17 protein-coding genes are annotated in these 26,737 nt (G+C 62.3%); 4 read left to right on the top strand and 13 right to left on the bottom strand.

What is annotated here, in order from left to right:
• Positions 1-55: 55 nt before the first annotated feature.
• The 3 genes from FHT69_RS03160 to FHT69_RS03150 form a co-directional block, all read right to left on the bottom strand.
• The gene (locus FHT69_RS03160; protein WP_097542166.1) at positions 56-3,766 is read right to left on the bottom strand and encodes an AsmA-like C-terminal region-containing protein; all 3,711 of its coding nucleotides are present in this window, start codon (positions 3,764-3,766) and stop codon (positions 56-58) included.
• Between the two features lie 191 nt (positions 3,767-3,957).
• Positions 3,958-5,370, bottom strand: a complete 1,413-nt coding sequence (locus FHT69_RS03155; RefSeq protein ID WP_183904900.1) for an FAD-binding oxidoreductase — start codon at positions 5,368-5,370, stop codon at positions 3,958-3,960.
• 264 nt (positions 5,371-5,634) lie between these two features.
• The gene (locus FHT69_RS03150) at positions 5,635-6,669 is read right to left on the bottom strand and encodes an aldo/keto reductase (RefSeq protein ID WP_132572556.1); all 1,035 of its coding nucleotides are present in this window, start codon (positions 6,667-6,669) and stop codon (positions 5,635-5,637) included.
• Positions 6,670-6,761: 92 nt separating this feature from the next.
• On the opposite strand from FHT69_RS03150, the gene FHT69_RS03145 reads away from it, so the two are divergent.
• Together FHT69_RS03145 and FHT69_RS03140 are read left to right on the top strand one after the other, a co-directional pair.
• Complete coding sequence (locus FHT69_RS03145; RefSeq protein ID WP_168333409.1) at positions 6,762-7,664, top strand: LysR family transcriptional regulator; 903 nt, start codon at positions 6,762-6,764, stop codon at positions 7,662-7,664.
• A 257-nt stretch (positions 7,665-7,921) separates the two neighbouring features.
• Complete coding sequence (locus FHT69_RS03140) at positions 7,922-9,016, top strand: AbrB family transcriptional regulator (protein WP_047610870.1); 1,095 nt, start codon at positions 7,922-7,924, stop codon at positions 9,014-9,016.
• On the opposite strand, the gene FHT69_RS03135 is transcribed toward FHT69_RS03140, so the two are convergent.
• Positions 8,976-9,887 (bottom strand): AraC family transcriptional regulator, encoded by a 912-nt coding sequence (locus FHT69_RS03135; RefSeq protein WP_047610872.1) that lies wholly within the window; start codon positions 9,885-9,887, stop codon positions 8,976-8,978. The genes FHT69_RS03140 and FHT69_RS03135 overlap by 41 nt on opposite strands.
• A gap of 40 nt (positions 9,888-9,927) precedes the next feature.
• On the opposite strand from FHT69_RS03135, the gene FHT69_RS03130 reads away from it, so the two are divergent.
• A complete protein-coding gene (locus tag FHT69_RS03130) occupies positions 9,928-10,335 on the top strand; it encodes a DUF2000 family protein (protein ID WP_063474611.1) in 408 nt (135 codons plus the stop codon).
• 67 nt (positions 10,336-10,402) lie between these two features.
• Here the strand turns inward: FHT69_RS03130 and FHT69_RS03125 are convergent, their stop codons facing one another.
• The 9 genes from FHT69_RS03125 to FHT69_RS03085 all read right to left on the bottom strand — a co-directional run bounded on the left by FHT69_RS03125 (position 10,403) and on the right by FHT69_RS03085 (position 23,977).
• Positions 10,403-11,068, bottom strand: coding sequence for an OmpA family protein (locus FHT69_RS03125; RefSeq protein WP_047610874.1), 666 nt, complete (start codon positions 11,066-11,068; stop codon positions 10,403-10,405).
• A 262-nt stretch (positions 11,069-11,330) separates the two neighbouring features.
• Positions 11,331-12,329 (bottom strand): flagellin, encoded by a 999-nt coding sequence (locus FHT69_RS03120; RefSeq protein WP_183904899.1) that lies wholly within the window; start codon positions 12,327-12,329, stop codon positions 11,331-11,333.
• Positions 12,330-12,598: 269 nt separating this feature from the next.
• A complete protein-coding gene (locus FHT69_RS03115; protein ID WP_127430214.1) occupies positions 12,599-15,754 on the bottom strand; it encodes an efflux RND transporter permease subunit in 3,156 nt (1,051 codons plus the stop codon).
• Complete coding sequence (locus FHT69_RS03110; RefSeq protein ID WP_132572562.1) at positions 15,751-16,962, bottom strand: efflux RND transporter periplasmic adaptor subunit; 1,212 nt, start codon at positions 16,960-16,962, stop codon at positions 15,751-15,753. The genes FHT69_RS03115 and FHT69_RS03110 overlap by 4 nt, the downstream gene beginning before the upstream one ends.
• A 267-nt stretch (positions 16,963-17,229) precedes the next feature.
• On the bottom strand, positions 17,230-18,150 hold the full coding sequence (locus FHT69_RS03105) for an adenylate/guanylate cyclase domain-containing protein (RefSeq protein ID WP_097542161.1): 921 nt from the start codon (positions 18,148-18,150) through the stop codon (positions 17,230-17,232).
• A 160-nt stretch (positions 18,151-18,310) separates the two neighbouring features.
• Complete coding sequence (locus tag FHT69_RS03100; RefSeq protein WP_183904898.1) at positions 18,311-19,861, bottom strand: SpoVR family protein; 1,551 nt, start codon at positions 19,859-19,861, stop codon at positions 18,311-18,313.
• Positions 19,858-21,132 carry a YeaH/YhbH family protein gene (locus FHT69_RS03095; protein ID WP_183904897.1) on the bottom strand — a complete coding sequence of 425 codons (1,275 nt, stop codon included), beginning with the start codon at positions 21,130-21,132 and terminating at the stop codon, positions 19,858-19,860. Before FHT69_RS03095 ends, FHT69_RS03100 begins: the two co-directional genes overlap by 4 nt.
• A gap of 12 nt (positions 21,133-21,144) precedes the next feature.
• Entirely contained in the window at positions 21,145-23,088 is a 1,944-nt protein-coding gene (locus tag FHT69_RS03090; protein ID WP_047610888.1) for a PrkA family serine protein kinase, read from the bottom strand.
• 412 nt (positions 23,089-23,500) lie between these two features.
• Positions 23,501-23,977, bottom strand: a complete 477-nt coding sequence (locus tag FHT69_RS03085; protein ID WP_047610889.1) for a VOC family protein — start codon at positions 23,975-23,977, stop codon at positions 23,501-23,503.
• Positions 23,978-24,237: 260 nt separating this feature from the next.
• Between FHT69_RS03085 and FHT69_RS03080 the strand changes: the two genes are divergently transcribed.
• Positions 24,238-26,730: an ATP-dependent helicase gene (locus tag FHT69_RS03080; RefSeq protein ID WP_183903145.1), complete on the top strand. Its 2,493-nt coding sequence runs from the start codon at positions 24,238-24,240 to the stop codon at positions 26,728-26,730.
• Positions 26,731-26,737 lie beyond the last annotated feature (7 nt).

Below are 26,737 nucleotides of genomic sequence, written 5' to 3'. Positions count from 1 at the left end.
CATCAATGAAAACAAAGAGCTGAGGCGCGTTGCATGAATCAAATTCTATGCGCCGTCACTGCGCCTGAACGCCCGGCAGCTGGTCGAAATTGAGCGGACCGGGCTGCGCCTGCCCGCTACGGCGCGCCGCTTCCGCCTCGGCAGCAGCCCTTGCCTGCGCATCCGCCTTGGCTTTGGCTTCCGCCGCACGCGCGGCCTCCGCCTCGGCAGCCGCCTTCTGTACCGCTGCCGCCTGCGCCAATGCGCGCAGCCGCTCTTCTTCCGCCCGACGTTGTTGCTCGATCTCGGCTGCCCGGACTCGCTCCGCGTCGTTGAACCGGTAGAGCGCCACCTCGCGGCGCAGCCGCTGCTTTTCGAGCACGATCGCCTGCAGCCGCTCAACCCGCCGGCGCTCGCGCTCAAAGGCACGCAGCGACAGATAGCTGGTGATATCGGTCACATCCATCGTCTTGCCGGGCGATGGCAGCATGCCGGAAAAATTCAGCCTGAGCGCCGGCTCGGCGCCGGAAAGCGCTTCCGTGCCGGGATTAAGGCCAACACCAAGCGTCGCGCTGATCCGTTCCTCCGGCAGCGCGATCTGCGCATCGGCGGTAATGCGGGCGAGATCGTTGGCGACGGTGACATTCTGCACCCTCAGCGTGCCGTCGGTGATGTTGAAGGGAATACCGAGCGGCGGCAGCTTCGCCTCGCCGTTGCTGAGCAAAGTCTCGACGATCGGATGCACCTTCCCGGCATTGATCTGCTCCTGCATCGTGTCGGTTGCGGCAAGCAGCGGCGGAAGGATGGCGAGGTTCAGCCCGCGTATGCTGGTATCGCCGAGCCTCAATTCGCCCGAACCATTGAGCGAGCTGGCGATCTCGCCGATCGTCTTGCCCGAGGCCTCCATCGACAGCGACAAACCGAACTTGCCGTTGGCGATCGGCGCGCCATCGCGCAGCCAGACGATGCCGGAAAGATCGGAATCGGCAAGCGCAAGCTTCGTCTGCAGGAAACCGGTGCCGTTGGCATTGGTGAAGAGCAGGTTGCCGGAGAGTTTTCCGCCGTCCCAGTTGCCGGCCATGTCGTTGAGCTGCAGCTCATCGCCCTTGTAGGCGACGTTGCTGGTAAAGTCGGACACCGCAGTTTCCGGCAGGCCGGGCCAGAACTCCTTGGCCGTCAGCTTCACGTTGACGTCGAGATCCTTGAAGATGGGCAGCCCCAGCGGCGCCGTCGTCAGCTGACCGTTGGCCGGATCGACGATCTGGCCGAACACTGCCTCGCCGAGCCAGCCGGCATCGGCCTTCGAAAGCGTCAGCCCGCCGCTCGCCGTCGTCTTCGTAGCCTTCCGGTCGAAGCTCAGCCCGCCTGAAAATTCGTTGTCGGCCGCATGACCCTTGAGATCGGAAAAGACGATCTTGTCGCTGTCGACGGCGGCATTGACCTGCAGGCCGAACGGCAGCCCCGTCCCAGTCTGCGGCAGGGCGATGCCGTTCATGATCAGATATGGGTCGATATCGGCGCTGTCGAGCGAAAGGGCGATCCGGCCGTTCATGAAGGTTTCCGGCCGGACATCGACCTTGCCGTTGGCCGTGAACGAGGTCCGGTCGGTCGCAAAGGTCAGCGCCGCATCGGCGGGATCGTTGCCCGATGCCTTCACCTTCAGCGTCAGGCGGCCGTTGGCGCCGACATCGACCGGCAGCGGGTCGAGCCCGGCCTGGCCGAACAGGATGGACGGCACGGCGTTTTCGAGGGTCGCCTCCAGGCTCGTCGTGCCGTTGCCGGTCAGCGCCAAGAGGTCGGACATGCGGTAATCGAGATTGACGCGGCTGCCGTTCGAGACGCCGGCAAGCGTCACCGTCAGCGCGTCGCCCTCGTCGCCGCCGAGCGTCAGCGCCCCGCGAAGCGCGGTATTGCCGTACCAGCCGGCATTGCGCACCAACCGGTCGAGTACCGGGTGATGCGGCAGATGCTCGCGCAGCATAGTGAAGAAGCCGCCGGGATCGGCGGATTTGAAGGTAATCTCACCCGCGCCCTTGTAATCGAGCAGCGAACCTTCCGCCCTGCCCGTCGCCGTCAGCTCGGCGCCTGCGATATTCTTGATCGACAGCCGGTCGACGGCAAGCTCCCCATCGGCAATCGTGAAGGTGGTCTCAACATTCTCGGCATTGACGCCGAAGGCGGTGAACTTGTCCGCCTTGAGTTGGGCGGCGATCTTGTGGTCGAGCACGTTGTCGCCGGCGTCTTGACCGGTCATCAGCCCGCTTAGCGCCTGCAGCGCGTCGAGATCGAGCGTATCGCCATTCAACGCCACAGACAGCGTCGGCGTCTGGCCGGAAATCGCCTGGCGCTCCAGTCGACCCTTCAGCGTCGCCGGTCCGATGGCGATCTCGAGATTTTCGAAACGCTGCAATTCATGCGTCAGGCTGACATTGGCGGAAAAGCCCGCCTGCCGTAATTGCCGGATGGCCGGATCGACCGAGCCGGCAAGCCAGGAGGCAAGTCCCGTCGGCTGGCTCGAAGCCACCACGATCTGGCCGTTGAAGGAGGCTTCGCCCTGAAGCTGGAGCTTGCCCTTGCCTTCCACCTGCGTGCGCCCCGGCAACGTGCCTGTGGCGCTGTCGATCATCCAGCCTGTTCCGGCCGGCTCCAGCTCCAGCTGCACGTCACGCAGCGTCGTATCGCCGGCGACGATGGCCGGCAGCTTGACGCTCGCCTTGCCCGGCACCTGCGGGATTGGCACCTGCCCGACGATATCGATCAGCGAATTCAGCCGCTGGCGCGCCGAAACCGCCGCATCCCGCGTCGTCTTGCCGGCCGCGCCCTGATTGCCGATACGGTTGACGTCAATCTGCTGGCCGTCGGCGGTCAACAGGAATTCCGGCGCATTGCCGGTATCGAGCGTCGCCTCGCCAGTTATGACATAGGGATCGTCCGTCGGGCCGATCTCCATCCGGTATTCGGGAATGCGGATGCGTTCGTTGGTCAGCTCGAAGCGGCCCTTGACGCGCGGCGGCTGCTCATTCTTGTCGGCCGGCCTGGCGCTGTTGCGGGTCTCGATCGCCGCCGAAAGCTGGCCTTGATAATTCGGCTTGCTGTCGACGAGCTTTAGCTCGCCGTCAAGATCGACGCTGACGGGGTGCTTGTCCGGCGAAAGCTTCGTGCGCATGCGCAGCACGCCCTTCTCATCCGGCTGGCTGCTCGAGATCGAGAAACTGCCGTGCTCGCCGTCGAGCGCCGCATCGCCTTCGATGCGCCAGGGTCCGGCCAGCGACTTCGCCGACATTTCCGCATTGAGGCCGGTGATGCGGCGCGAGCGGCCCGACTGGTCGTCGACGAACTCGACTTCACCGCCGCTGACATGCACATTTTCGAGAACGACGGTCTTTGCCGGTATTTCAGCGCGGCTGCCGCGCATCCAGTCGAGCGTGCCATCCTTGAGCAATCTCAGGCGCACCTTCGGATTGACGACACGCATGTCGAAGATCAGCGCCTCGCCCGACAGGAAAGGCGCGAGTTCCGCATCCATGGAGAACTGCTCGACCTTGACGATCGGCGTGCCGTCCACTTCCTGGCCAACGCGCACGTCGTGCAGCGTGACCGACGGAAACGGCAGCAGGCGCGCGTCCACCGTGCCGTAGACGGTGACTTTCTTGCCGATGATGCGGCTTGCCTGATCCTCGAAATTCTTGCGGAAATCCGTCCAGTCGATGAACAGTGGCGCAAGCAGCGCCACAAACAGCACTACGACGATCACTCCCCCCAGAAAGACGAGGAACCGGCCTACCAATGCAAGGAGTCTCCATTCGGGATTCTGTTGCCGACACTAGAGCAATTCCAGCACAAGTGCACAGCGGTTTTGCGTCCGGAGTTGCGGAAAAACAAAAAGATAGAGCATTTCCGCAGCTTGGAAAAAAACGGAAATGCTCTAGCGCCGTTCATGCCGGGGGCAAGGCCCAACTTCATGAGAATATTCCGTTTTCAGCCATGGTGGAAAATCTTGCCGGGATTGAAGATATCGTCCGGATCGAGCGCCTGTTTCACCTGTCGCATCAGATCCACCGCGCCTCCGAGCTCCTGTTCCAGAAACGCCATTTTGCCTTGCCCGATCCCGTGTTCACCGGTGCATGTCCCGTCCATGTCGAGCGCTCGCCGGTTAAGCCGATGCACGAAGCTCTCGGCCCTGGCGATGTCCTCGGCACTGCTGTCGTCAAACAGCAGCAGCACATGGAAGTTGCCATCGCCGGCATGGCCGACGATCGGCCCCAGCAGCCCGTGTTCCTCGATATCCGCCTGCGTTTCGGAAACACAATCGGCGAGCTTCGATATCGGAACACAAACATCGGTCGAAAGTGCGGCAAGCCCGGGCGCCAGGGCCCTTGCGGCCCAATAGGCGTCGTGGCGCGCTTTCCAGAGCTTCGTCCGCTCCTCGGCGTTGGCGGTCCAGAGGAATTCGCCGCCACCGCATTCCGCCGCGATCTCGGCAAAGGCCGCCGATTGCAGCGGCACCGTCTCATCGGTGCCGTGGAATTCGAGGAACAGCGTCGGGCTCTCGGCATAGGAGAGCTTGGAATAGGCGTTGCAGGCCCGCATCTGCACCGTATCGAGCAACTCGATGCGCGCCACCGGAATGCCCATCTGGATCGTCATGATGACGGCATCGCAGGCAGCCTTGATGCTCGGGAAGGCACAGGCTCCGCCGGCGATCTTCTGCGGGATCGCCTGCAGGCGCAGCGTCACCGAGGTCAGGATGCCGAGCGTGCCCTCGGCGCCGACGAAGAGCCGCGTCAGGTCGTAGCCGGCGGAAGATTTGCGGGCGCGCCGGGCCGTGCGGATTTCCTCGCCACTGGCGGTGACCGCGGTGACGGCAAGGACATTGTCCTTCATCGTCCCATAGCGCACGGCATTAGTGCCGGAAGCCCGCGTCGAGGCCATGCCGCCGATCGAGGCGTTGGCGCCGGGATCGATCGGGAAGAACAGGCCGGTATCGCGAAGGTGGATGTTCAGCGCCTCGCGCGTCACACCCGGCTCAACGGTGCAGTCGAGATCTTCGGGATTGACCTCGAGCACCCGGTTCATGCGGCTGAAATCGATCGAAATGCCGCCATTGGCGGCGTTGACCTGCCCCTCCAGAGAGGTGCCGACGCCGAAGCCGATCACCGGCACCTTGTGGGTCGCACACGCCCTGACCGCCGCCCTCACATCCTCGGCGCTCTCCGCAAAGAGCACCCCGTCCGGCAGTTGCGACGGGATATAGGTGGTCGTGTGGGCATGCTGCTCGCGGAACGACTGGCCGGTCTGGAAGCGCTCGCCGAAGCTCTGTTTGAGAATGCCGAGCACGGCAGCTATGCCCGCCTCGTTGCGTGTGCCGGCCTTCGCGTCCTTCAGCGCCATTCCTTTGATCTCCCTGCTATTCCGCAGAAACCCTATCATGTCTCGCAGGCTACAGCGCCGCGGCCTTTTCAGACGCGCAAAGGACGCTGTAGGACTTTAAAATTGCTGCATAATTTCATCCTTAATTCAATTCCGATTTAAGGAATTATGCAGCAGGCTGGGTATGCGGCAAGTCAAAGCGGCTGTCCAGTTAAGATTGGCAGAAGATTTCATTCCCCTTTTGTTATAGGCCGGCTGTTATAGTCAAGTTCGCCTTCCGACACCTCAGACGAGCGGCGGATTGAGCCGCGCAAAACCCTCCTGCCGCCGATAGGGGAAATAGGGATAGGGCGCAGTGACAGTGCTGACGGCGTCGAGCCTTTCGATCTGTTCTTTCGACAGGCTCCAGCCGACCGCGCCGAGGTTCTGCCGGAGTTGTTCCTCATTGCGGGCGCCGATGATGACGCTCGACACCGTCGGCCGGCCGAGCAGCCAGTTGATGGCGATCTGCGGCACCGTCCGGCCGGTCTCGGCCGCGATGGCGTCCAGCACCTCGACGATGTCGAACAGCTTCTCGTCATCGACCGGCGGGCCGTATTGCGCCGTCTCGTGCAGCCGGCTTGCCTTGGGGAGCGGCTGGCCGCGGCGGATCTTGCCGGTCAGCCGTCCCCAGGCAAGCGGGCTCCAGACGAGAGCTCCCACACCCTGGTCGGCGCCAAGCGGCATCAGTTCCCATTCGTAATCGCGCCCAGCCAGCGAATAATAGACCTGATGGGCGACATAGCTGGGATAACCGTGACGCTCGGCGGCGGCGAGCGACTTCATCAGCTCCCAACCGGCAAAATTGGAAACGCCGACATAGCGGATCTTGCCTGCGGCGACGAGGCCGTCGAGCGTCGACAGCACCTCCTCGATCGGCGTCGAGGCATCGAAGGCGTGAAGCTGCAAGAGATCGATATAGTCGGTCCCGAGCCGGCGCAGCGCATCTTCGGTCGCGCGGATCAGCCGCGCCCGCGACGTTCCCCAGTCCTGCGGCCCCTCGCCCATCGGCAGCGCCGTCTTCGTCGAGATCAGCACCGCGTCGCGCCGGCCACGGATCGCCTGGCCGAGCACCTCTTCGGAAGCGCCGGCCGAATAGACGTCGGCCGTGTCGAAGAGATTGACGCCGGCTTCGAGGCAGATGTCGACGAGACGGCGCGCCTCTTCCGCATCGGTATTGCCCCAGGCGCCGAACAGCGGACCGTTGCCGCCGAATGTGCCTGCGCCGAAGCTCAACACCGGCACCCTGAGGCCGGATGCACCGAGATTTCTGTAATCCATCGATCTGTCTCCTGTATTTCCTCTGAGATAGACCTTGGCCAGCTTGTGATATAGATTGCCTGAAAGAAAATCATCTGTGACTTGAATTCATCATGAGCCGTCAGGACATCAACCGCTCCGGCGAAATGGAAGTCTTCGTCAGCGTCGTCGAGCGCGGCGGTTTTTCCGCGGCCGCCACGGCCCGGCGTATGACGCCGTCGGCCGTCAGCAAGCTCGTCGCCCGGCTGGAGACGCGCCTCGGCGCCCGCCTGGTCAACCGCTCGACCCGCAAGCTGCAGCTGACGCCGGAAGGCTGCGCCTTCTACGAGCGCAGCATCGCCATCCTTGCCGATATCGCCGAGGCCGAACGTCAGGCCTCGACAGGCGAGCAGGCTTCGGGCCGCATCCGCATCAACACCAGCGGCTCCTTCGGCAATCATGTGCTGGCGCCGCTGGTGCCCGCCTTCATGGCGCTTCATCCGGCCGTGACGCTGGATATTTCCCATACCGACAGAATAGTCGACCTGATGGAGGAGCGCGCCGATGTCGCGATCCGCGCCGGCCCCCTGAAGAATTCCAGTCTGATCGCCCGAAAGCTCGGCGCCACCGGCAAGATCATCGTCGCATCGGCGGATTATCTCTCGCGTCATGGCGAACCACGCACTGTCGCCGATCTCCGCCGCCATTGCCGCATCGGCTTTTCCTACGCCCGCGCCGTCGAGGGCTGGCCGTTGCACGAAGACGGCGAGACCGTAACCATCCCGATCACCCCCGGCGTGCAGGTGACAGACGGCGAAGCCATGCGGCACCTCGCTCTGTCAGGCGCCGGCCTTGCCCGCCTCGCCGCCTTCACCGTGCGCGCCGATATCGATGCCGGGCGTCTGGTGCCGGTGCTCGAAGAGGCCAATCCCGGCGATCTCGAGGAATTCTACGCCCTCTACATGGGCCAGGGTGGGCCGCTGCCGACACGGGTCCGCGCACTGCTCGATTTCCTCGTCAGCCACGTGCGTTTTTGAGGGCAGATCAACCGAAACCGCTCAGTGGCTTCGGAAGTAAACCTCCATGAAAACAATAGCTTACAAAAGTTATATGAATCAATTTCGCGTTCCCAGGCGCCGAGAAGCCAGATTTCGCAATTGACCGTTCGTCTTCCACCCGCCTATATCGGACCCGCGCCAGCCGGCTCTTGCAGCCGGCCTCTCTTCGTCATGCCGGAGCCCCTCCCATCTTCAACCTCAGGGCTTGGCGCCGGCCAGAAAAAGACACGGGGATCATGTCATTCAGCGACGCGAGCCGCCTGCTGCGGGATGCCGGCCTGCCGAAATGGGCGCTGCTGCTGGCGCTTTCCACAGCTCTCGTCATCTTCCTCGAACTCTTCGCCCTGCCCGCCTCGCTGCTGATCGGGCCGATGGTCGCGGCCATTCTTCTGGCGCTGACCGTCGGCAAGGGAAAGCTTCGTGTGCCCTTCTGGCCGTTGCAATTCGGCCAGGTCCTCGTCGGCCTGATGATGGCGCGCACCATCACCGCCGATATTCTCGGCACCATGGCGAAGGACGCGCCGCTCTTCCTGCTGTTCATTTTCTCGGTCATCGCTATCGCCACCGGCCTCGGCTGGCTGCTGACGCGCTGGCAGGTGCTGCCGGGAACGACTGCCGTCTGGGGCTCCTCGCCGGGCGGCGCTTCCGCCATGGTCATCATGTCGGAAGCCTATGGCGCCGATGCCCGCCTCGTCGCCTTCATGCAATATCTCCGCGTCGTCTTCGTCGCCGTCGGCGCCTCGGTGATCTCGCGCCTGTGGGTGGCGGCCGACGGCGGCGAGCCGCCGCCGCTTGTCCTCTTTCCCGAGATTGACTGGCCGGCCTTCGCTGCGACGATGGCTTTTGCCGCCTTTTGTGCCTATGGCGTCCGGCGCCTGCGCCTCCAGGGCGGCACGATCATCGCACCGCTCTTTCTCGGCGCCTTGCTCCAGGGCATGGGTCTCCTGAAGATCGAGCTGCCGATGTGGCTGCTCGCCATCGCCTATGCACTGGTCGGCTGGAGCATCGGCCTGCGTTTCACCCGCTCGATCCTCAAGCACGTTGCGCGTGCCCTGCCGAGGGTATCGGCCTGCATCGTGCTGCTGATGGCGCTCTGCGGCTGCATGGCCGCAGCGCTTCACGTCTTCGCTGGCATCGATCCGCTGACCGCCTATCTCGCCACAAGCCCTGGCGGCGCCGATTCAGTCGCCATTATCGCCGCCTCCAGCGATGTCGACGTACCCTTCGTGATGGCGATGCAGACCGGCCGTTTCCTGGTGATCCTGATGATCGGGCCGATGCTCGCCCGCTTCATCGCACGCCGTTCCGGCCTTGCGGAAAATCCCGCATAGAACGCTGCGCGGAATTATGCGCGAGCGCTGCCCACTGGCCGGGCGTCATGCCGTAGGCTTTCTTGAAATGGCGATTGAGATGGCTCTGGTCGGCAAAGCCGGTCGCCGCCGCCACATCGGAAATCCCCTCGCCTGCGCCGATCATCGCCCGCGCCTGCTGCAGCCGCCGCATTAAGAGGTAGCGATGCGGGCTGGTGGCGAAGGCCGCCCGGAAATGCCGCGACAGCGCGAAACGGTCGAGCCCCGTCACCGCTTCCAGCTCGCCTGAACGCACCGCCCGGGTCGCATGCGCCTCGAGATAATCCCGCGCCGCCCGCGCCTGCCGCCAGGCGACGAGGCCGAGCGGTCGGCGCGGCATACGCGCATGCCGTGACAGCCCGCCCGTCACCCGCGACAGGAAATCGTCAACGAAAAGTTCGTCCAGTTCGCGATCGAGTTCGCCGAGCGCCGCGAGCAACACGCCCGCCAGCGCCGGATCGCCGATGACAGGTTCGTCGACGAAAGGCAGGCCGGCGCCATCCGCCTCCAGGCATTCGAGAAGCAGCGATGGTTCCAGGTAGAGCATGCGGTACTGCAACCCATCCTCCGTCCCCGCCCCACCGTCGTGTTCCTCGTCGGGATGCAGCACGATCACCTGCCCCGGCAGGCTGAAGCGCTGTTCGCCGCGATAGCGGAAGGTCTGCACGCCCTTCAGTGTGACCCCGAGTGCATAGGTGTCGTGCCGGTGCGGTTCGAAGGCATTGCCCGAGAATTGCGCCTCGATGCGCTCGATGCCGGGAAAGGCCGGCGCGGCCAGGATGGCGTTGCCGGATGGTCCCGCGCACAAACGTTCAAGACCTTCGAAGGCCTGCGGATGTAAATCCTGGCTCAACGCGCCCGATACTCCTTAACCCGAGGTGAAAGACCATCCGATGTTTGATACCAAAATTGCCGTCGTCCTGCGAAACAATCTTGCCGGCTGGCAGAAACTGAACGTCACCGCCTTCCTGATGACAGGCATCGCCGGCGGACACCCCGAAATCATCGGTGAACCCTACAAGGACCGCGCCGGCAATCTCTATAATCCGCTGTCGATCCAACCGATCATCGTGCTCTCCGCCGAGGAGGCGACGATGTCAGCCATCCATCGCCGTGCGCTGGAGCGCGATGTCACCGCCTCGCTGTTCATCGAGGAAATGTTTGCAACCGGCCACGACGCCGCCAACCGCGCCGTCTTCGCCGAATTCGCGCCCGAAGATGCCAAGGTGGTCGGTATCGCGCTGCGCGCCGAAAAGAAGATCGTCGACAAGATCACCAAGGGCGCGACGATGCAGCACTGACGTAAAGATTGGAATGAAAAAGGCCGGGCAATGACCCGGCCTTCGTGTTGTCTGGGAAAGCGTGCGATCAGCCCTGCGTGATCGGCGCGATCTGGATTTCGACGCGGCGGTTCTGTGCGCGGCCGGCCTCGCTCGCATTGGAGGCGACGGGCTGCGACGGGCCGAAACCGACGGCGGAGACGCGGCGCTGGTCGATGCCCTGGCCACCGAGATAATCGGCAACCGAAAGCGCGCGGCGCTGCGACAGGTCCTGATTGTGTTGCAGGCTGCCGGTCGAATCCGTATGGCCGTTGACGTCGATCAGCGTCCGGTTGAACTTGCGCAGTACGATCGCCACCGAATTCAGCGTCGGATAGAAGCCCGGCTTCACCGCATCCTGGTCGACGTCGAAGGTGATGTTCGAGGGCATGTTGAGGATGATGTTGTCGCCGTTGCGGGTCACCGAAATGCCCGTGCCTTCGAGCTGGGCACGAAGCTCGGCTTCCTGTTGGTCCATGTAATTGCCGATCGCGCCACCGGCGAGAGCCCCGACGCCTGCGCCGATCAATGCCGCATTGCGCTTGCCGTGGCCGCCGCCGCCAACAGCCACACCGACGAGGGCACCGCCGAGGGCGCCAAGCGCAGCGCCGCCGGCCGTATTGGAAACCTTCTGCTCACCGGTATAGGGATCGGTCGTCGTGCAGGCACTGAGATAACTTGCTGCAACAGCCAGAAGTATGAATTTCTTGATCATGGACAGGACGGTCTCCGTTCGAACTGATGCGAGCAAATGGCAAGGATTGCGGCAAGAAAATGAAGATGCTCTCTTGATAGGGGAATTTCAGGCGCCGAAACAGAAGCCATGTTGCGGGAATGCGCGGATATCACCAGTTTTAGCGAGTAGCGCGCCTGTGATTGCCGTCATCGGCCGTCGCATAGTGCGTTGTTGGAGCCGCCACTTCTCCTCCCTCATTCCTGTGCTCGTCACCGGAATGAGGGAGAGTGGGATCGCACTCTTAGAAATTCTGGAACAACTGCCTGACCGTATCGTAAGTCGCATTGGCGATGTTCAGCGATTGCAGGCCGAGTTGCTGCTGCGTCTGCTGCGCCTTGAGCTTGCTGGACTCCTCTTCCATGTCGGCATCGACGAGCCGGCCGATGCCGGCGGTGATGTTATCGTGCAGTTTGCCAGCGAAATCGTTCTGCAGGTTGATGCGTTTCTCCAGCGCGCCGAAAGCCGAGCCGACCGTCGTCAGCTGCGTCAGCGCTGCATCGACGACGCTGATCATTTCGCTGACCTGTCCTTTCGTCGTGGTGTCCGAAAGCGAGATCACCACTTGGCCGGTGGTGGTGCCATTCTTGCTCGTCATCAGCACGTAGTTCTGCGAGGCGCCGAGTTCGGTGGCGAAATAGGCCGACGTCAGCACACCGTATTCACCCGAACCGGTGGCGCGATCGTCGATCAGATAGCGCGCATCCTTGGAGGACGTGCTTCCGCTCGGCGTCGTATCGATATGGTAGCTCAGCATGCCGACCGAGACAGTGCCGTCGGCATTGCGAATGAAGGAAGCCGGGATCTGGCGCGGCCGCGTCGGGGTCGCATCGTTATTGAGGACCACCCAGTTGTCACTGTTGAAGGTCGCCGCTTCCGAGACGCTGCGCAACTGCTCCTGCAACTGCTTGAGCTCTTCGTTGATCTTGTTCTTGTCGACACCATCTTCCGTTGCGGCGACCAGCTTCGCCTTGATCTCGGAGACGACGTCGATGACGTCCTGAACGCCGGTATAGGCCGTTCCCATCGTCGCCGCCGCCATACCGAGCGCATCCTGGATCGCTGAAATCGCCTTGTTATCGGTTCGCGCGGTTGTGGCGACCGACCAGTAGACGGCATTGTCGCTGGCTTTTGCAACACGCATGCCCGTCGTGATGTGATTTTGAGTGACGGCCATGTTCCGATTGATATCGCGCAGCACATGAAGCGCCGCGTCCACGGAAACGCGCTGATAAATACTCACGGGAACTAGACTCCAAAAACTCAACAGACGCAAACTGTACAAAAATGAACCGTGCCGCGCGGACGCTCATGTCCGGGGTCGCTGACGCTTCAGCGCTGCGGCCTTCAAGAAACGAAGAAGACCAGTCGGTGTCTGGAGCAATCATTGCCGTTTATGCTTAACAAACGGCTAAACTTCAGAAGTAATTCATCTTATTTTTCAAGGTTTCGTACACCATAAGAAACGCCGCCGAACGAGGTACGGCGGCGTTGCAAAATCGGATGGAAGCCTTATTCGGCAGCCTGTAGCTGCTCATCATCGGGGGCAGTGCGCGACCGTGTGGCGACCGCCATCTCTTCGTGCAGGCGCGCTTCCTCATGGGCGTGCGGCTTGGCGAAGCGGGCAAGCAGCAGATAGGCGACCGGCGTGATGAACAGCGTCACCAGCGTCGCGAAACCGAGACCGCCGACGATCACCCAGCCGAGCGCAACGCGCGCTTCGGCGCCCGCGCCATGGGCAAAAACCAGCGGCACGCCGCCGAGGATGGTGGCGATCATCGTCATCATCACCGGGCGAAGGCGTAGCGCGCAGGCCTTTTCGATCGAGGACCGCACGTCCTCGCCGCGGTCGCGCAGCTGATTGGCGAATTCGACGATCAGGATGCCGTTCTTGGCCATGACGCCGACGAGCAGCACGAGACCGATCTGGCTGTAGATGTTGAGGCTGGAGCCGGTGATCACCAGCGCGAAAACGGCGCAGGCAAGGCCGAGCGGCACCGTCGACATGATGATCAGCGAGGACAGCACGCTTTCGAACTGCGCGGCCAATACCAGGAAGATGATGACGATGGCGAAGCCGAAGGTCAGCGCCATGCCGCTCGAATTCTCCTCGAGCGTCGCCGCTTCAGCAAGCGGCAACAGGCGGGAGCCTGCCGGCAACAGCGGCTCGGCGAGCGCTGTGACCTGCTTGACCGCATCGCCGAGCGACATGCCGTTCCTGAGGCCGGCCGTGATCGCGACCGAAGCGAGCTGCTGCTCGCGGTTTAGCTGCGGCGCAACCGAACCTTCCTTCATCGTGGCGATGACCGACATCGGCACGATCTTGCCGTCGCCGGTCTTCAGGAACACGTTCTCGAGGTCGGTCGGATCGTCGATCGGCCGCGTCGTCGAGGTCAGAAGCACGGGATAGGATTCGCCGTCGACGAAGACGTCGACCACCGAGCGCCCTTCGAGCAGCGACTGGATCGCCGTCGAAAGCCCGGTGATGTCGATGCCGAGGTCGGAGGCACGCTCGCGGTCGATCGCCACCGATACCTGCGCCTGGCTCGGCTCGTTGGTCAGGCGCGGCGTATCGTATTGGCCGGTGGCCTCGAGCGCCTGAACCAGCTTGGCGGCTGCCGCCGTCAGCGCCTCGTGATCATTGCCGATCAGCGCCATCTGCACGCCGCTGCCGGCGCCGCGGATGCGCAGGCTGTTGGAGGAGATGGCATTGCCGCGCAGCGCCGGCACCCTTGATGCCGCCTGGTTGATGTCGCCGACGATCTCCGCCTGCGTCCTCTGACGCTCTCCCCAGGGAGCAAGTGTCAGCACCATGAAGCCGCTATTCAAAGAACCGCCCTGGCCTGAGATCGAGAAGACGTTGCGGATGTCGCCGCTGTCGACCAGCGGCTGCAGATATTCCTCGACGAGCTGCATCTTGTCGCGAGTATATTCGAGGCTCGATCCCTGCGGCGTCGTCAGCCGCATCATCACCATCGAGCGGTCCTCTTCGGGCGTCAGCTCGCTCTTGACTGTGGAAAAGGCGATGACCGCCGCGCCGGCAAAGATTACCGAAAACAGGATGACGACGAAGGGCGCGTTGAGGCAGCCGTGCAGCGCCCATTTATAGAGACCGGCAAGCGCCCCGCCGAAACGGCCGAGCGCGCCGTGATCCTCGAGAACCGGCTTGGTCAGCATGCGCGAGGCAAGCATCGGACACAGCGTCAGCGCCACAATCGACGACAGCCCGACCGAGAAGGCGAGCACGAAGCCGAATTCGCGAAAAAGGCCGCCGACCTGTCCCGGCAGGAAGGAGAGCGGAATGAACACCGCCGCCAGCGTCGCCGTCGTGGCGATGACGGCGAAGAACACCTCGCGCGTGCCGAGCACGGCGGCCGCGCGCGGCCCCATGCCTTCGGCGCGCCGGCGCACGATATTTTCGAGCACGACGATCGCATCGTCGACGACGAGGCCGGTCGCCAGCACGATGGCAAGCAGCGTCAGGATGTTGATCGAGAAGCCGACCATATAAATTGCCGCCAGCGTGCCGATCAGCGCCACCGGCATGCTGACCGCCGGGATCAGCGTCGCGCGCCAGTCGCGCAGGAAGAGATAGATGACGGCGGTGACGATGACGGCGGCGAGCACCAGCGCCAGCACCACCTCGTGGATCGCGCCCTGGATGAAGACGGCGTCGTCGCTGGTTATGGCGATCCTCGTGCCCTCGGGCAACGTCTTCGATAGCTGGTCGACAGCGGCCTTGATGCCGGTCGAGATGTTCAGCGTATTCGACTGCGCCTGGCGAATGATGCCGAGGCCGATGCCCGGCTTGCCGTTGGAGCGCAGCGCCGTTTCACCGTCGCGCGGCCCAAGCGTCACCGTCGCCACATCACCGAGCCGAATACGATCCTGCAGCATGACGTTGGAAAAATCCGCCGGCGTCTGCAGATTGGCGGTGGCGCGCACCACGATATCCTGCGTCTTGCTTTTCAGCGAGCCGGCCGGCACGTCGAGGGCCGCATTGTCGAGCGCCTTCGTCAGGTCGCCGATGGTCAGCCCGCGGCTGGCCAGCGCGCCCTGGTCGACATCGACGCGGAAAACCTTCTCCTGGTCGCCATATTCCTCGACATCGGCAACGCCATCGACGGAGGCGAGGCGATCGATCACCTCGTTTTCGACGAGCTGTGTCAGGTCGTCCATGTTGAGTTTGGTGGAGGTGACGGCAAGGCGCATGATCGCCGAGGAATCCGAATCCGCCTTGACGATCTGCGGCGCATCCGCCTCATCCGGCAGGTTCTGGGTGACGCGGCCGATCGCGTCGCGCACGTCGTTGGCGGCGACCGCCAGATCGATCGCATCGGAGAATTCCAGCGTCACCCGACTCTGGCCGAAGGAAGAGGTCGACGAGATCGACTTCAGGCCGCTGACGCGCGCAACCGCCCCCTCGATCACCTTGGTCAGTTCCTGGTCGATCGTCTGCGGCGATGCGCCGTCGAAGGTGGTGCGCACGGTGACGACGGGACGGTCGACATCCGGCAGTTCGCGCACCTCGACGCCGACATAAGCCGCAAGGCCGGCTACGACCATCAGCGTGTTGAACACCAGCGCCAGGATCGGCCGGCGAACGAAAAGTGCGGTGAAGCTCTGCTTGCCCGAGGCCCTGTCCTGATGAATCTCGGTCACGCTCATTGGGTCGCGACCTCCGCAGTGGATGCGACATCGGCGCTGATACGCACCGCCCCGCCCTCCCGCACGCGCTGCAGGCCCTGCGTTACGATCTTGTCGCCGTCCTTAAGGTCGGCTTTGACGAGCACGAAATCGGGATTGCGCTGCACGACGCTGACACGCACCTTATGCGACTTGTCGTCGGTCACCTGCCAGACGAAGGAACCCTGCGAATCCCACTGCACGGCGACCGGGTCGACGGCCGGATATTTGTCGCCGGGAAATTTCATGCTGACGCTGAAGGACATGCCGGCACGCAGCTCATCGGAGCTGTTGTCGATCCGGGCGCGCAGGCGAAGCGTGCGGCTTGCCGCGTCGATGCGGTTGTCGACGGCTTCGACGACACCGGAAAACACCTGTCCCGGCCTTGCGACCGACATCGCCTCGACCGGCTGGCCGACCGACACCGTATTGGCGAAGCGCTCCGGCACCCAATAGTCGACGAGGATTTCCGAACGGTCGTCGAGGGTGACGATCGGGATGCTCGTCGTGACGTTGTCACCAATATTGACCGGCACGATGCCGACGATGCCGTCGATCGGGGCTGTGATGTTGCGCCGTGCGAGATTGAGCTCGGCGGCCTGCAACTGCAGCCGCGCGCCCTGCTCGGCGATCTCGGAATCGAAGACATCCATGCGCGACACGCTGGACTTGATGTTGTGATAGAGATTGGATTTCTCGACGGCGGCCTTGACCGCCACATCCGCCTGGCCGCGGGCGATCACCTGCTCCTCGCTGTCGAGCTTGGCCAGCACCTGCCCGGCCTTCACCCTGTCGCCCGACTTGATGAGGATTTCGCGGATTGTGCCCGATGCCTGCGGCGTGACCGCAACCGAACGGATCGCGTCACCTGTGCCGATGGCATTCAGCCGATCGTTGACGACGCCCTGGACGACGGCTTGCGTCGCGACGAGGATGGCGCTGTTACGCCCGCCGCCGTTGCGGCGGTTCTGGCCCTGGCCTTGTCCCTCGCCGCGCTGTTGACCTTGTGCCCGGCCGGGAGCGTCGGCATCCGCTGTCTCCTCGGCCTTCGGCGCGATCTTGGAAACGATGCTCTCTGGAATACCTGCATCGCGCATCGTATCGCCGGCGCCGGGCACAAGGAAAACCCACGCGGCAAAGCCGGCAATAATGACGATGAGCGACAGTATAAACTGCTTCCAAAAGGCCATTCACGTCTCCGGAGGGACTCGAGGTTGGACCAGGGTCGGTCGAAAGAGGCGCTGCGGGATCAAGAGTCCCGTCTGATGCGACAATATCGCGCGTTTACAGTTTACCGGCAAGCATAAGCAGCCGGCATTACCGATTTGTAATATCAACAAAGAATGGAAATAACCCGGACGCTCACTTTTGCTTGAACGGACACTCACGCATGTCTTTGACACCGTCGATTTCGGGCGAGATGCCGTATCCAATCTCTGGCGATGCGGGTCGGACGTCTATCGGCGCATCGACCATCGCAGGCCCATTGCGGCGGCAATCCCGAGGATCGGCCACACCGCCCAGAACTGCCCCGTCCAGGTGAAGAGGTTGATGCCGACAAAGCCGAGCGCCAGGATCGCCAGCGAGGTGAGCTTGCGGTTGAACCGGCTCTGGTCGCGATTCCAGGCGAGTGCCGCGACGACGGCGAGCGCAAGCACCGGAAAGCGCGCCCAGAAAACGCCCTGCCACGATAGAAGGTTGATGCCGATCAGGACCACGGCGATAACGCCGAGCACCCCGTACAGCCTGCGTCTGCCCGGTGCCGGCCTTACCTCGGCCATACCAGCCGGCATAACCGCCGCCGGCTGCGGTCGCGCCGGACCGGATCCTCCGGCAGGCGGCGTCTCATCCCTGGCGTCGCCGATCTTCACCGCATAGCTCGGCACGCCTTCATCGACGTTCTTCACCATCAGCGGCCCGAGAAACTCGAAACCCACAGCCACCTTGTTGCGGACCTGGTCGTAAACGGTGCTCGATATGACGATGCCGCCGGCCGTCGCCGAAGCCTGCAACCGCGCCGCGATATTCACGCCGTCGCCATAAATATCGTCGTCTTCGACGATCACGTCGCCGAGGTTGATGCCGATGCGGAAGAGCATGCGCCCGTCGGCCGGGCGGCGGGCGTTGAAGCCCGCGAGTTCGTTCTGAGTGTCGACGGCCGCGCGCACCGCTTCGACCACGCTCGGGAAATCGGCGATCAGCCCATCGCCCCAGGTATTGATGATGCGGCCGCCATGGCTTTCGATCAGGCGCCCCATCGCCTCCCGGCAGCGCTTCAGGCTCGCAAGCGTGCCCTCTTCGTCAGCCCCCATCAGCCGCGTATAGTCCTGCACGTCAGCACAGAAGATCGTCGTCAGCTTGCGCCGCGTTTCACTCATGGTCTCTCGTCTCCGCGCTGTCCGCCCGCCGGGAAAGATCGCTGCAAAGGGTGAAACTGGCCGAGATCAGGGGGGCGATTGCAACGGCGATAAACTACTAAGGCTCTGTGTTTGTTGCCACCGATAATTGTTGATTATCGCCCGTCAGCATAACGGGTGATTATTGACCGATTTTGCGCGGGCTCGCCGTGTGTTCTCTCGCCACCGTGCTGGAGCTGTCGATTTCCTGAAGCAAGACGTCGTAGCCCCAGAGATCGGCGAGATGCTGCAGGACGAGTTTCGTGTCATTTTCCTGAAGGTAGCAGCCATTCACGACGATGTGCTGCAGTAACAGGCGGCGGTCGCCGGCGAGGTCGACATCGACGATATCGATTGCCGGGTCGGTCCAGCCGATATCATATTCGCGGGAGAGCTGGCGGCGGATGCGCAAATATCCGCGCTCATTGTGGATCGCCGAAACCAGTATCCCCTCGGTCTGCTCCGGATCGTCGTAGAGATGGAACAGCCGCAACTGCCGGATCAGGTTCGGGCTCAGGAACTGGCTGATGAAGCTCTCGTCCCGGTAGTTGGCCCAGATGTCGCGCAACACCGCCATCGCATCGCCTCGTCCGGCGATATCGGGAAACCATGCGCGGTCCTCTTCCGTCGGCGTCGTGACGATCCTCTCGATATCCTGCATCATCGCAAAACCAAGCGCATAGGGGTTGAAGCCCGAGAACCGCCGGTCGTCATAGCTCGGCTGGAACACCACATTGGCGTGCGACTTCAGGAATTCGAGGAAGTTTCCGTCGCTGATCTGCCCCCGCTCGTGAAGCCGGTTCATGATCTGGTAGTGGACGAAGGTGGCGGTTCCCTCGTTCATCACCTTGGTCTGGCGCTGCGGATGAAAATATTGCGCGACGTGGCGGACGATGCGAAGGATTTCGCGCTGCCACGGCTGCAGCCGCGGCGCCGTTTTCTCGAGAAAGTAAAGGATGTTGTCCTGCGGAAGACCGAGGGCGGCGCGGCGCTTATCCAGGCCGCTGTCGCTCGCCTTTTTGGCCTTGCCAACGGGAACCGTGCGCCACAGGTCGTTGAACATCTGTTCCTCGTGGGCGCGGCGCTCCTGCTGCCGCTTCTCCTCCTGGCGAAGATCGATGGTGGTCTTGCCCGCGTATCGATGCACCCCGTGCGACATCAGCGCATGGGCAGCGTCGAGCGTACGCTCGACGGCCGTCTCGCCGTAACGCTCCTCGCAGCGGGTGATATAACCCTTGGCGAAATCAAGGTAATCGAGGATGCCCTCCGCATCGGTCCAAAGCTTGAAGAGATAATTGTTCTTGAAGAAATGGTTGTGGCCGAAGGCCGCATGCGCGGTGACGAGCGTCTGCATCGTCGCCGTGTTCTCTTCCATCAGGTAGGAGATGCAGGGAGAGCTGTTGATGACGATCTCATAGGCAAGATCGCGCATCCCCCGGCGATAGAAAGTTTCGTGATGCGCGAAGTGTTTGCCGAAGGACCAATGGCGGTAAAAGAGCGGCATGCCGGTTGAGGAATAGGCATCCAGCATCTGCTCGGAGGTGATGACTTCGATCTGGTTCGGATAGACGTCGAGGCCGAGTTCGTTAAGCGCGATGTCCTCGCAGGCGTCGTGGATGCGCTGGAGTGTTGAAAAGTCCCAGTCGGCCCCCTCGAACAATAGCCGCTCTCGTGGCCTCATCGTCATGGTCATGGCGTTACCTTCGACTGTGCGTCACGTTTCTGGAAGAGATCGTGGAAAACCGGGAATATTTCGTTTCGCCGGCAGACCTTGCGCATCGAAAGCGGCTGCAGCTCGGAACGGATCCCGTCATAGAGCATCCAAAGCGGTGAGCGGGATACCGAGGAGTCGCCGCCCTCTTCACCGACCTCGATATAGGCGAAATACTGGCACAGCGGCAAAATCTCGCGCAGCAGCTGCCCGCTCAGGTTCCCGTCCGAATGGGCATTGTCGCCATCCGAGGCCTGGGCGCCATAGATATTCCATTCTGCCGGATCGAAACGCGCCGTGATGATCGCCCGCATTGCCGCCAGCGCGCTGGAGACCAGCGTGCCGCCCGTTGCCGGGCCATAGAAGAAGGTTTCCTCGTCGACTTCCTCGGCCTTGTCGGTATGGCGGATGAAGACGATCTCCACTTTCTTGTAACGCTTCGACAGGAAGAGGTAGAGCAGCAGGTAGAACCGCTTCGCCAGGTCCTTCATGTGTTCCGACATCGAGCCGGAGACGTCCATCAGGCAGAACATGACGGCCTTCGCCACAGGCTTCGGCTCGTTTTCGAAGCGGCGATACCGCACGTCGAGCGGATCGATATAGGGAATGCGCCGGCTTTTTTCCGTCAGGGATTTGAGTTTTGCCTCAAGCGTCAGGCGGCTCTCGTCGTCCTCGCATTCCTCGATCTGCCGCTGCAGGGCTTCGATTTCTTCGCGGCGCGGACGGCCAAGCGCGACACGGCGCATCATCGCGAGCCTGGTCGTGCGGCCGACGGCGATGTTGGACGGCGATCCCGACACGGAATAGCCGGCACGGAAGGGCGTTTCCTCCTCGGTTTCAGCCAGGCGCCGCTTGGCAAGGTCGGGCAGTTCCAGATCGTCCAGGAACACATCGAGGAATTCTTCGCGCGTCAGCACGAAACGGAAGCCGTCCTCGCCGTCGCCTTCGCCCGCATCCTTGGGTTTTCCGCCCCTGCTCCCCGGCGGGCGCGGAAGAATGTCGCCTTCGACGAAGGCCCTGTTTCCAGGCAGGATATGATCGCGGATGCCGCCGTCGCCCCTTCGCAAGTTCGGTTCGGCCATCCCATCGATCGGCAGGCTGATCTCCCCGCCGTCGAGCACATCGCGAATGTTGCGGTTTTGCAGAGAACGTTTGACCGCCTGCTGCACGGCGCCCTTCATGCGTCGAAGGAACCGCTGCCGATTTTCCAGACTTTTACCGCGCGGATTCAGCCGCCGGTCGACAATGTGCATAATGGCTCCGCATTAACTTGCCTGTTTGACGCGCATGTACCATTCCACAAGGCGTCGAACCTGCCTCTCGGTGTAACCCCGCGCGGCCATGCGCGAGACGAATTCGCTGTGCTTCTTTTCCGTTTCGGAATCCTTCTTCGATCCGAAGGAAATGACCGGCAATAGATCTTCGACTTGCGAGAACATTCGCTTTTCGATGACTTCCCGGATTTTCTCGTAGCTCGTCCATGACGGATTCTTTCCGCCGTTGGCTGCCCGCGATCTCAAGCAGAACTTGACGATTTCGTTGCGGAAATCCTTCGGATTGGCGATTCCCGCCGGCTTTTCGATCTTCGTCAGTTCCTGGTTGAGGAGCTCGCGGTCGAGAAGCTGGCCAGTATCGGGATCCTTGAAGTCCACATCTTCGATCCAGGCATCGGCATAGTCCACGTAGCGGTCGAACAGGTTCTGTCCGTAGTCCGCATAGGATTCAAGATAGGCCTTCTGGATTTCATTTCCAATGAACTCTGCGTAACGCGGCGCAAGATCGGCCTTGATGAATTCCAGATAGCGCTTCTCGACATCGTCGGAGAACTGCTCGCGGCGGATCGACTGCTCCAGCACATACATCAGATGAACCGGATCGGCGCCGATATCCGTGGTGTCGTGGTTGAAGGTGGAGGCGAGCACTTTGAAGGCGAAGCGGGTCGATATGCCGTCCATGCCCTCGTCGATGCCGGCGGCATCCCGATATTCCTGGACACTGCGGGCGCGCGGATCCGTCTCCTTCAGGCTTTCGCCGTCGTAGGTGCGCATCTTCGAGAAATACGTCGAATTCTCATGCTTGCGCAGGCGTGAAAGCACGGAGAAGCGGGCCAGCATTTCGAGCGTCGCCGGGGCGCATGGCGCATCGGCGAGTTCGGATCCCTCGATCAGCTTCTCGTAGATCTTCTGCTCTTCCGTCACGCGCAGACAATAGGGCACCTTGATGACGCAAATACGGTCGATGAACGCTTCGTTGTTCTTGTTGGCCTTGAAGGTCTGCCATTCCGCCTCGTTCGAATGCGCAAGAACGATGCCGGAGAAGGGTATGGCGCCGATATTCTCGGAGCCGATATAGTTCCCCTCCTGCGTCGCCGTCAGCAGCGGATGCAGCATCTTGATCGGCGCCTTGAACATCTCGACGAATTCGAGCACGCCCTGATTGGCGCGGTTGAGGCCGCCCGAATAGCTGTAGGCATCGGGATCGTTCTGGGAATAGGTCTCCAGCTTGCGGATATCGACCTTGCCGACCAGCGACGAGATATCCTGATTGTTCTCGTCTCCAGGCTCGGTCTTGGCGATGGCGATCTGGCGCAGCCGCGAAGGCTGTACTCTGACGACGCGGAAGCGGGAGATATCGCCGCCGAAATCGTCGAGTCGCTTCAGGCACCACGGGCTCATCAGTCCGTTCAGGCGACGCAGGGGAATGCCGTATTGCTCCTGCAGGAGCGATCCCATCGTGTCCGGGTCGAAGAGGTTGAGCGGACTTTCGAAAACGGGGCTGATCTCGTCACCGGCCTTCAGCACGTAGATCGGATGAACCTCCATCAGCAGCTTCAGCCGCTCCGCCAGCGACGACTTGCCGCCGCCGACCGGGCCGAGCAGATAGAGGATCTGCTTGCGCTCTTCGAGCCCCTGGGCTGCGTGCCGGAAGAAGGAAACGATGCGTTCGATTGTCTCTTCCATGCCGTGGAAGCCGGCAAAGGCGGGATAGATCCGGATGGTCCGGTTCATGAAAATCCGGCCGAGGCGCGCGTCCCTGGCGGTATCGACCATCTGCGGCTCACCTATCGCGGCGAGCAGCCGCTCGGTCGCATTGGCATAGGCAAGCGGTTCTTTTTTACAAAGGTCGAGATACTCCGCGATCGACATATCGGTCTCGCGGCGCGCATCATAACTGCGGGTGAACGCATCAAATACGGATTCGCTCAGCATGGGCCCTCCATTCAAGGTTACTGCCACAGGCTCTAGGTCGTCATACCAAAGGAGATGGCCACGACATTCCTAAGAATCAATAGTTTCGCAGGTATATTCCACGCTCACCGGCTGTTTCTGGCAATGCACAAAAACGTGCATGCACCGGTTATTTTTTTACTCTACGAAACTGTTTCTTATTGTAGTTGAGAAAAGGGCTTTTGCGGTATCAGCACATTTCGCGACGTGACAGAAAGATGAAAAGGGTGTGCAATGTCGCCCGTGATTCGAGCCCTGGAAAAATCGACGCTTGGCAGCCAATCTGCGCAAAGTCGATGCTGGACAGCGCATACCCATCCGCGCCTGACATGATAAAGACGGGCGCATCACAGCCATGCGCCCGTTTTTCGTAACGATATGCCACCGGCGCGACTCAGCCGTTGAACGCCTTTTCCAGCGCGGCGATATCGATCTTGATCATGCCGAGCATCACCTCGGTCACCCGCCTCGCCCGCTCGCGGTCGCTATCGGCGACCATCTCGGAAAGCATGCGCGGCACGATCTGCCAGGAAAGGCCCCAGCGATCCTTCAGCCAGCCGCAGGCCTCCGGCGTGCCGCCATTGGCGAGGAATGCCTCCCATATCCGATCGATCTCGGCCTGGCTTTCCAGGAGAATCGCGATCGAGAAGGAATGGTTGAAGCTATCGAGCGGCCCGGCTTTCATCGCCAGGAAGGCCTGGTCGCCGAGCGTGAACTCGATCAGCTCGACGCTGCCGGGAGGCCCGCTCGGCGTTTCCGCCGGCAATATAGTGATGCGGCCGATCCGGGAGTCGGGGATAACGGATGTGTAGAATTCGACGGCTTCGCGCGCTTGCTCGGCGAACCAGAGATTTGAAACGACCTTCGGCATGAAACGGCCTCCTTGTTGACGAGTATTGATCCGGACCCCGTCCGATGATCGAAGCCCGATGCTTCAAGGACGTCGCGCCGGCATCGCTTCCGACAGGCTGCGATCTGAATTTTTTCGCCCGGTTCGCCGGCATGGCGATCGCAGCCGCGCTCGCGGCGCCCTTAGTGCCCAGAGCATCCCGCTTGGGATAGCGGCCACTTGGGAATGAAAGCAGAACATCTTTTCTGGTCTTTCCTTCCCGAATCACTACATTACGCGCCATGAGCAATAGTTTCGACGATATTCCCTTCTTTGATGAAGAGCCGGGCGAGATGGCGCGCAAGCCGCAGCCGCCTCAGGCTTCGTTGGGAAAGGCGCCTGCAACAGGGAGCATTGCAGCTGGAGGCCTCGCCGCGCGCGCCATGGCGGCCCGCGACGGCGGCAAGCGGCCGGATTATCTCGCCGGGCTGAATCCTGAGCAGACAGATGCCGTCGAAACGTTGGAGGGCCCGGTCCTCGTGCTCGCCGGCGCCGGCACCGGCAAGACACGGGTGCTCACCACCCGCATTGCCCATATTCTCAACACCGGCCGCGCCTTCCCCTCGCAGATCCTCGCCGTCACCTTCACCAACAAGGCCGCCCGCGAGATGAAGGAGCGCATTGCGCTGCTCGTCGGCGGCGCCGTCGAAGGCATGCCCTGGCTCGGCACCTTCCACTCGATCGGCGTCAAGCTGCTGCGCCGCCACGGCGAACTCGTCGGCCTGCGCTCCGATTTCACCATTCTCGATACCGACGACGTCGTCCGCCTGATCAAGCAGCTGATCCAGGCCGAAGGCCTCGACGACAAGCGCTGGCCGGCCAAGCAGTTCGCCGGCATGATCGACACCTGGAAGAATAAAGGCCTCGGGCCTGCCGATATTCCCGAGGGCGACGCCCGCGCCTTTGCCAATGGCCGCGGCCGCGATCTCTATTTTGCCTATCAGAATCGCCTGACGACGCTGAACGCCTGCGACTTCGGCGATCTGCTGATGCATCCGATCGCGATCTTCCGCAAGAATCCGGATCTCCTGAAGGAATATCACGGCCGCTTCCGCTATATCCTGGTCGACGAGTACCAGGACACCAACACCGCCCAGTATATGTGGTTGAGGCTCCTCGCCCAGCGCGCCAAGGGCGAGCCGCAGAATGTCTGCTGCGTCGGCGACGACGATCAGTCGATCTATGGCTGGCGCGGCGCGGAGGTCGACAATATCCTGCGCTTCGAGAAGGATTTCCCCGGCGCCAAGGTGATCAAGCTCGAGCGCAATTACCGCTCGACCGAACATATTCTCGGCGCCGCGGCGCATCTGATCGCCCATAATGAAGGCCGGCTCGGCAAGACGCTGTTCACCGACCGCTCCGATCCGGACGACGTCAAGGTTCAGGTCCACGCCTCCTGGGATTCGGAGGAGGAAGCCCGCGCCATCGGTGAGGAGATCGAGCAGCTCCAGCGCAGCAAGCATCTGCTGAACGACATGGCGATCCTTGTACGCGCCTCCTTCCAGATGCGCGAATTCGAAGACCGCTTCGTCACCCTCGGCCTCAATTACCGCGTCATCGGCGGCCCGCGCTTCTACGAGCGCCTGGAAATCCGCGATGCCATGGCCTATTTCCGCCTGGTCGCTCAAGCCTCCGATGACCTCGCCTTCGAGCGCATCATCAATACGCCAAAGCGTGGCCTCGGCGATACGACGGTGCGTGCGCTGCACGACTACGCGCGCGCTCGCGACATCCCGATGCTTGCGGCAGCGGCCGACATCATCGAGACCGACGAGCTGAAACCGAAGGCGCGAAAAGCCCTCTTCGACGTGATTCAATCTTTCCGCCGATGGCAGGAACTGCTTGAAAACACACCGCATACCGAACTTGCCGAGCAGATCCTCGAAGAGTCCGGCTATACCGACATGTGGAAGAACGACAAAAGCGCCGAAGCTCCCGGCCGCCTTGAGAACCTTAAGGAACTGATCCGCTCGATGGAGAGCTTCGAGTCGATGCGCGGCTTCCTTGAACATGTCTCCCTCGTCATGGATGCCGAGACCAACGAGAACCTCGACGCCGTCTCGATCATGACGCTGCACTCGGCCAAGGGCCTGGAATTCGACACCGTCTTCCTGCCCGGCTGGGAGGAAGGCCTCTTCCCGCACCAGCGCTCGCTGGATGAGAGCGGCCGCGCCGGCCTGGAGGAGGAACGCCGCCTTGCCTATGTCGGCATCACCCGCGCCAAGCACCGCTGCCATATCTGGTTCGTCTCCAACCGCCGCATCCACGGTCTCTGGCAGTCGACCCTGCCCTCGCGTTTCCTCGACGAACTGCCGGAAACCCATGTCGAGGTCGCCGAAATGGAGCAGAGCTATGGCGGTTACGGCCGCGGCGGCTACGGCCAGTCCCGCTTCGACAAGGCCGAGCCCTTCGCCAATTCCTATTCCACCCCAGGCTGGAAACGCGCCCAGGCCAACAAGACCGACGCCACCCGCGACAATTGGGGCACCCGCTCCGGCCACGCCGTCGAACGCATCGGCTATGGCGAAAGCGGTCCGAAAGGGCGCACGATCGACGGCGAGCTGGTGGCGAAATCGACCTCGTCGGAACCGTCGCGATTCACCCTCGGCGATCGCGTGTTCCATCTGAAATTCGGCAACGGCAACATCACCGGCATCGAAGGTAACAAGCTGACGATCGAGTTCGACCGGGCCGGACAGAAGCGGGTGCTGGACGGGTTCGTCGAACGCGTCTGACCTTGCG

Origin of the sequence: Rhizobium sp. BK008, assembly GCF_014197345.1 — a bacterium.
GTDB classification, from domain to species: domain Bacteria; phylum Pseudomonadota; class Alphaproteobacteria; order Rhizobiales; family Rhizobiaceae; genus Rhizobium; species Rhizobium anhuiense.
This window is presented reverse-complemented; position numbering and strand designations above follow the sequence as displayed.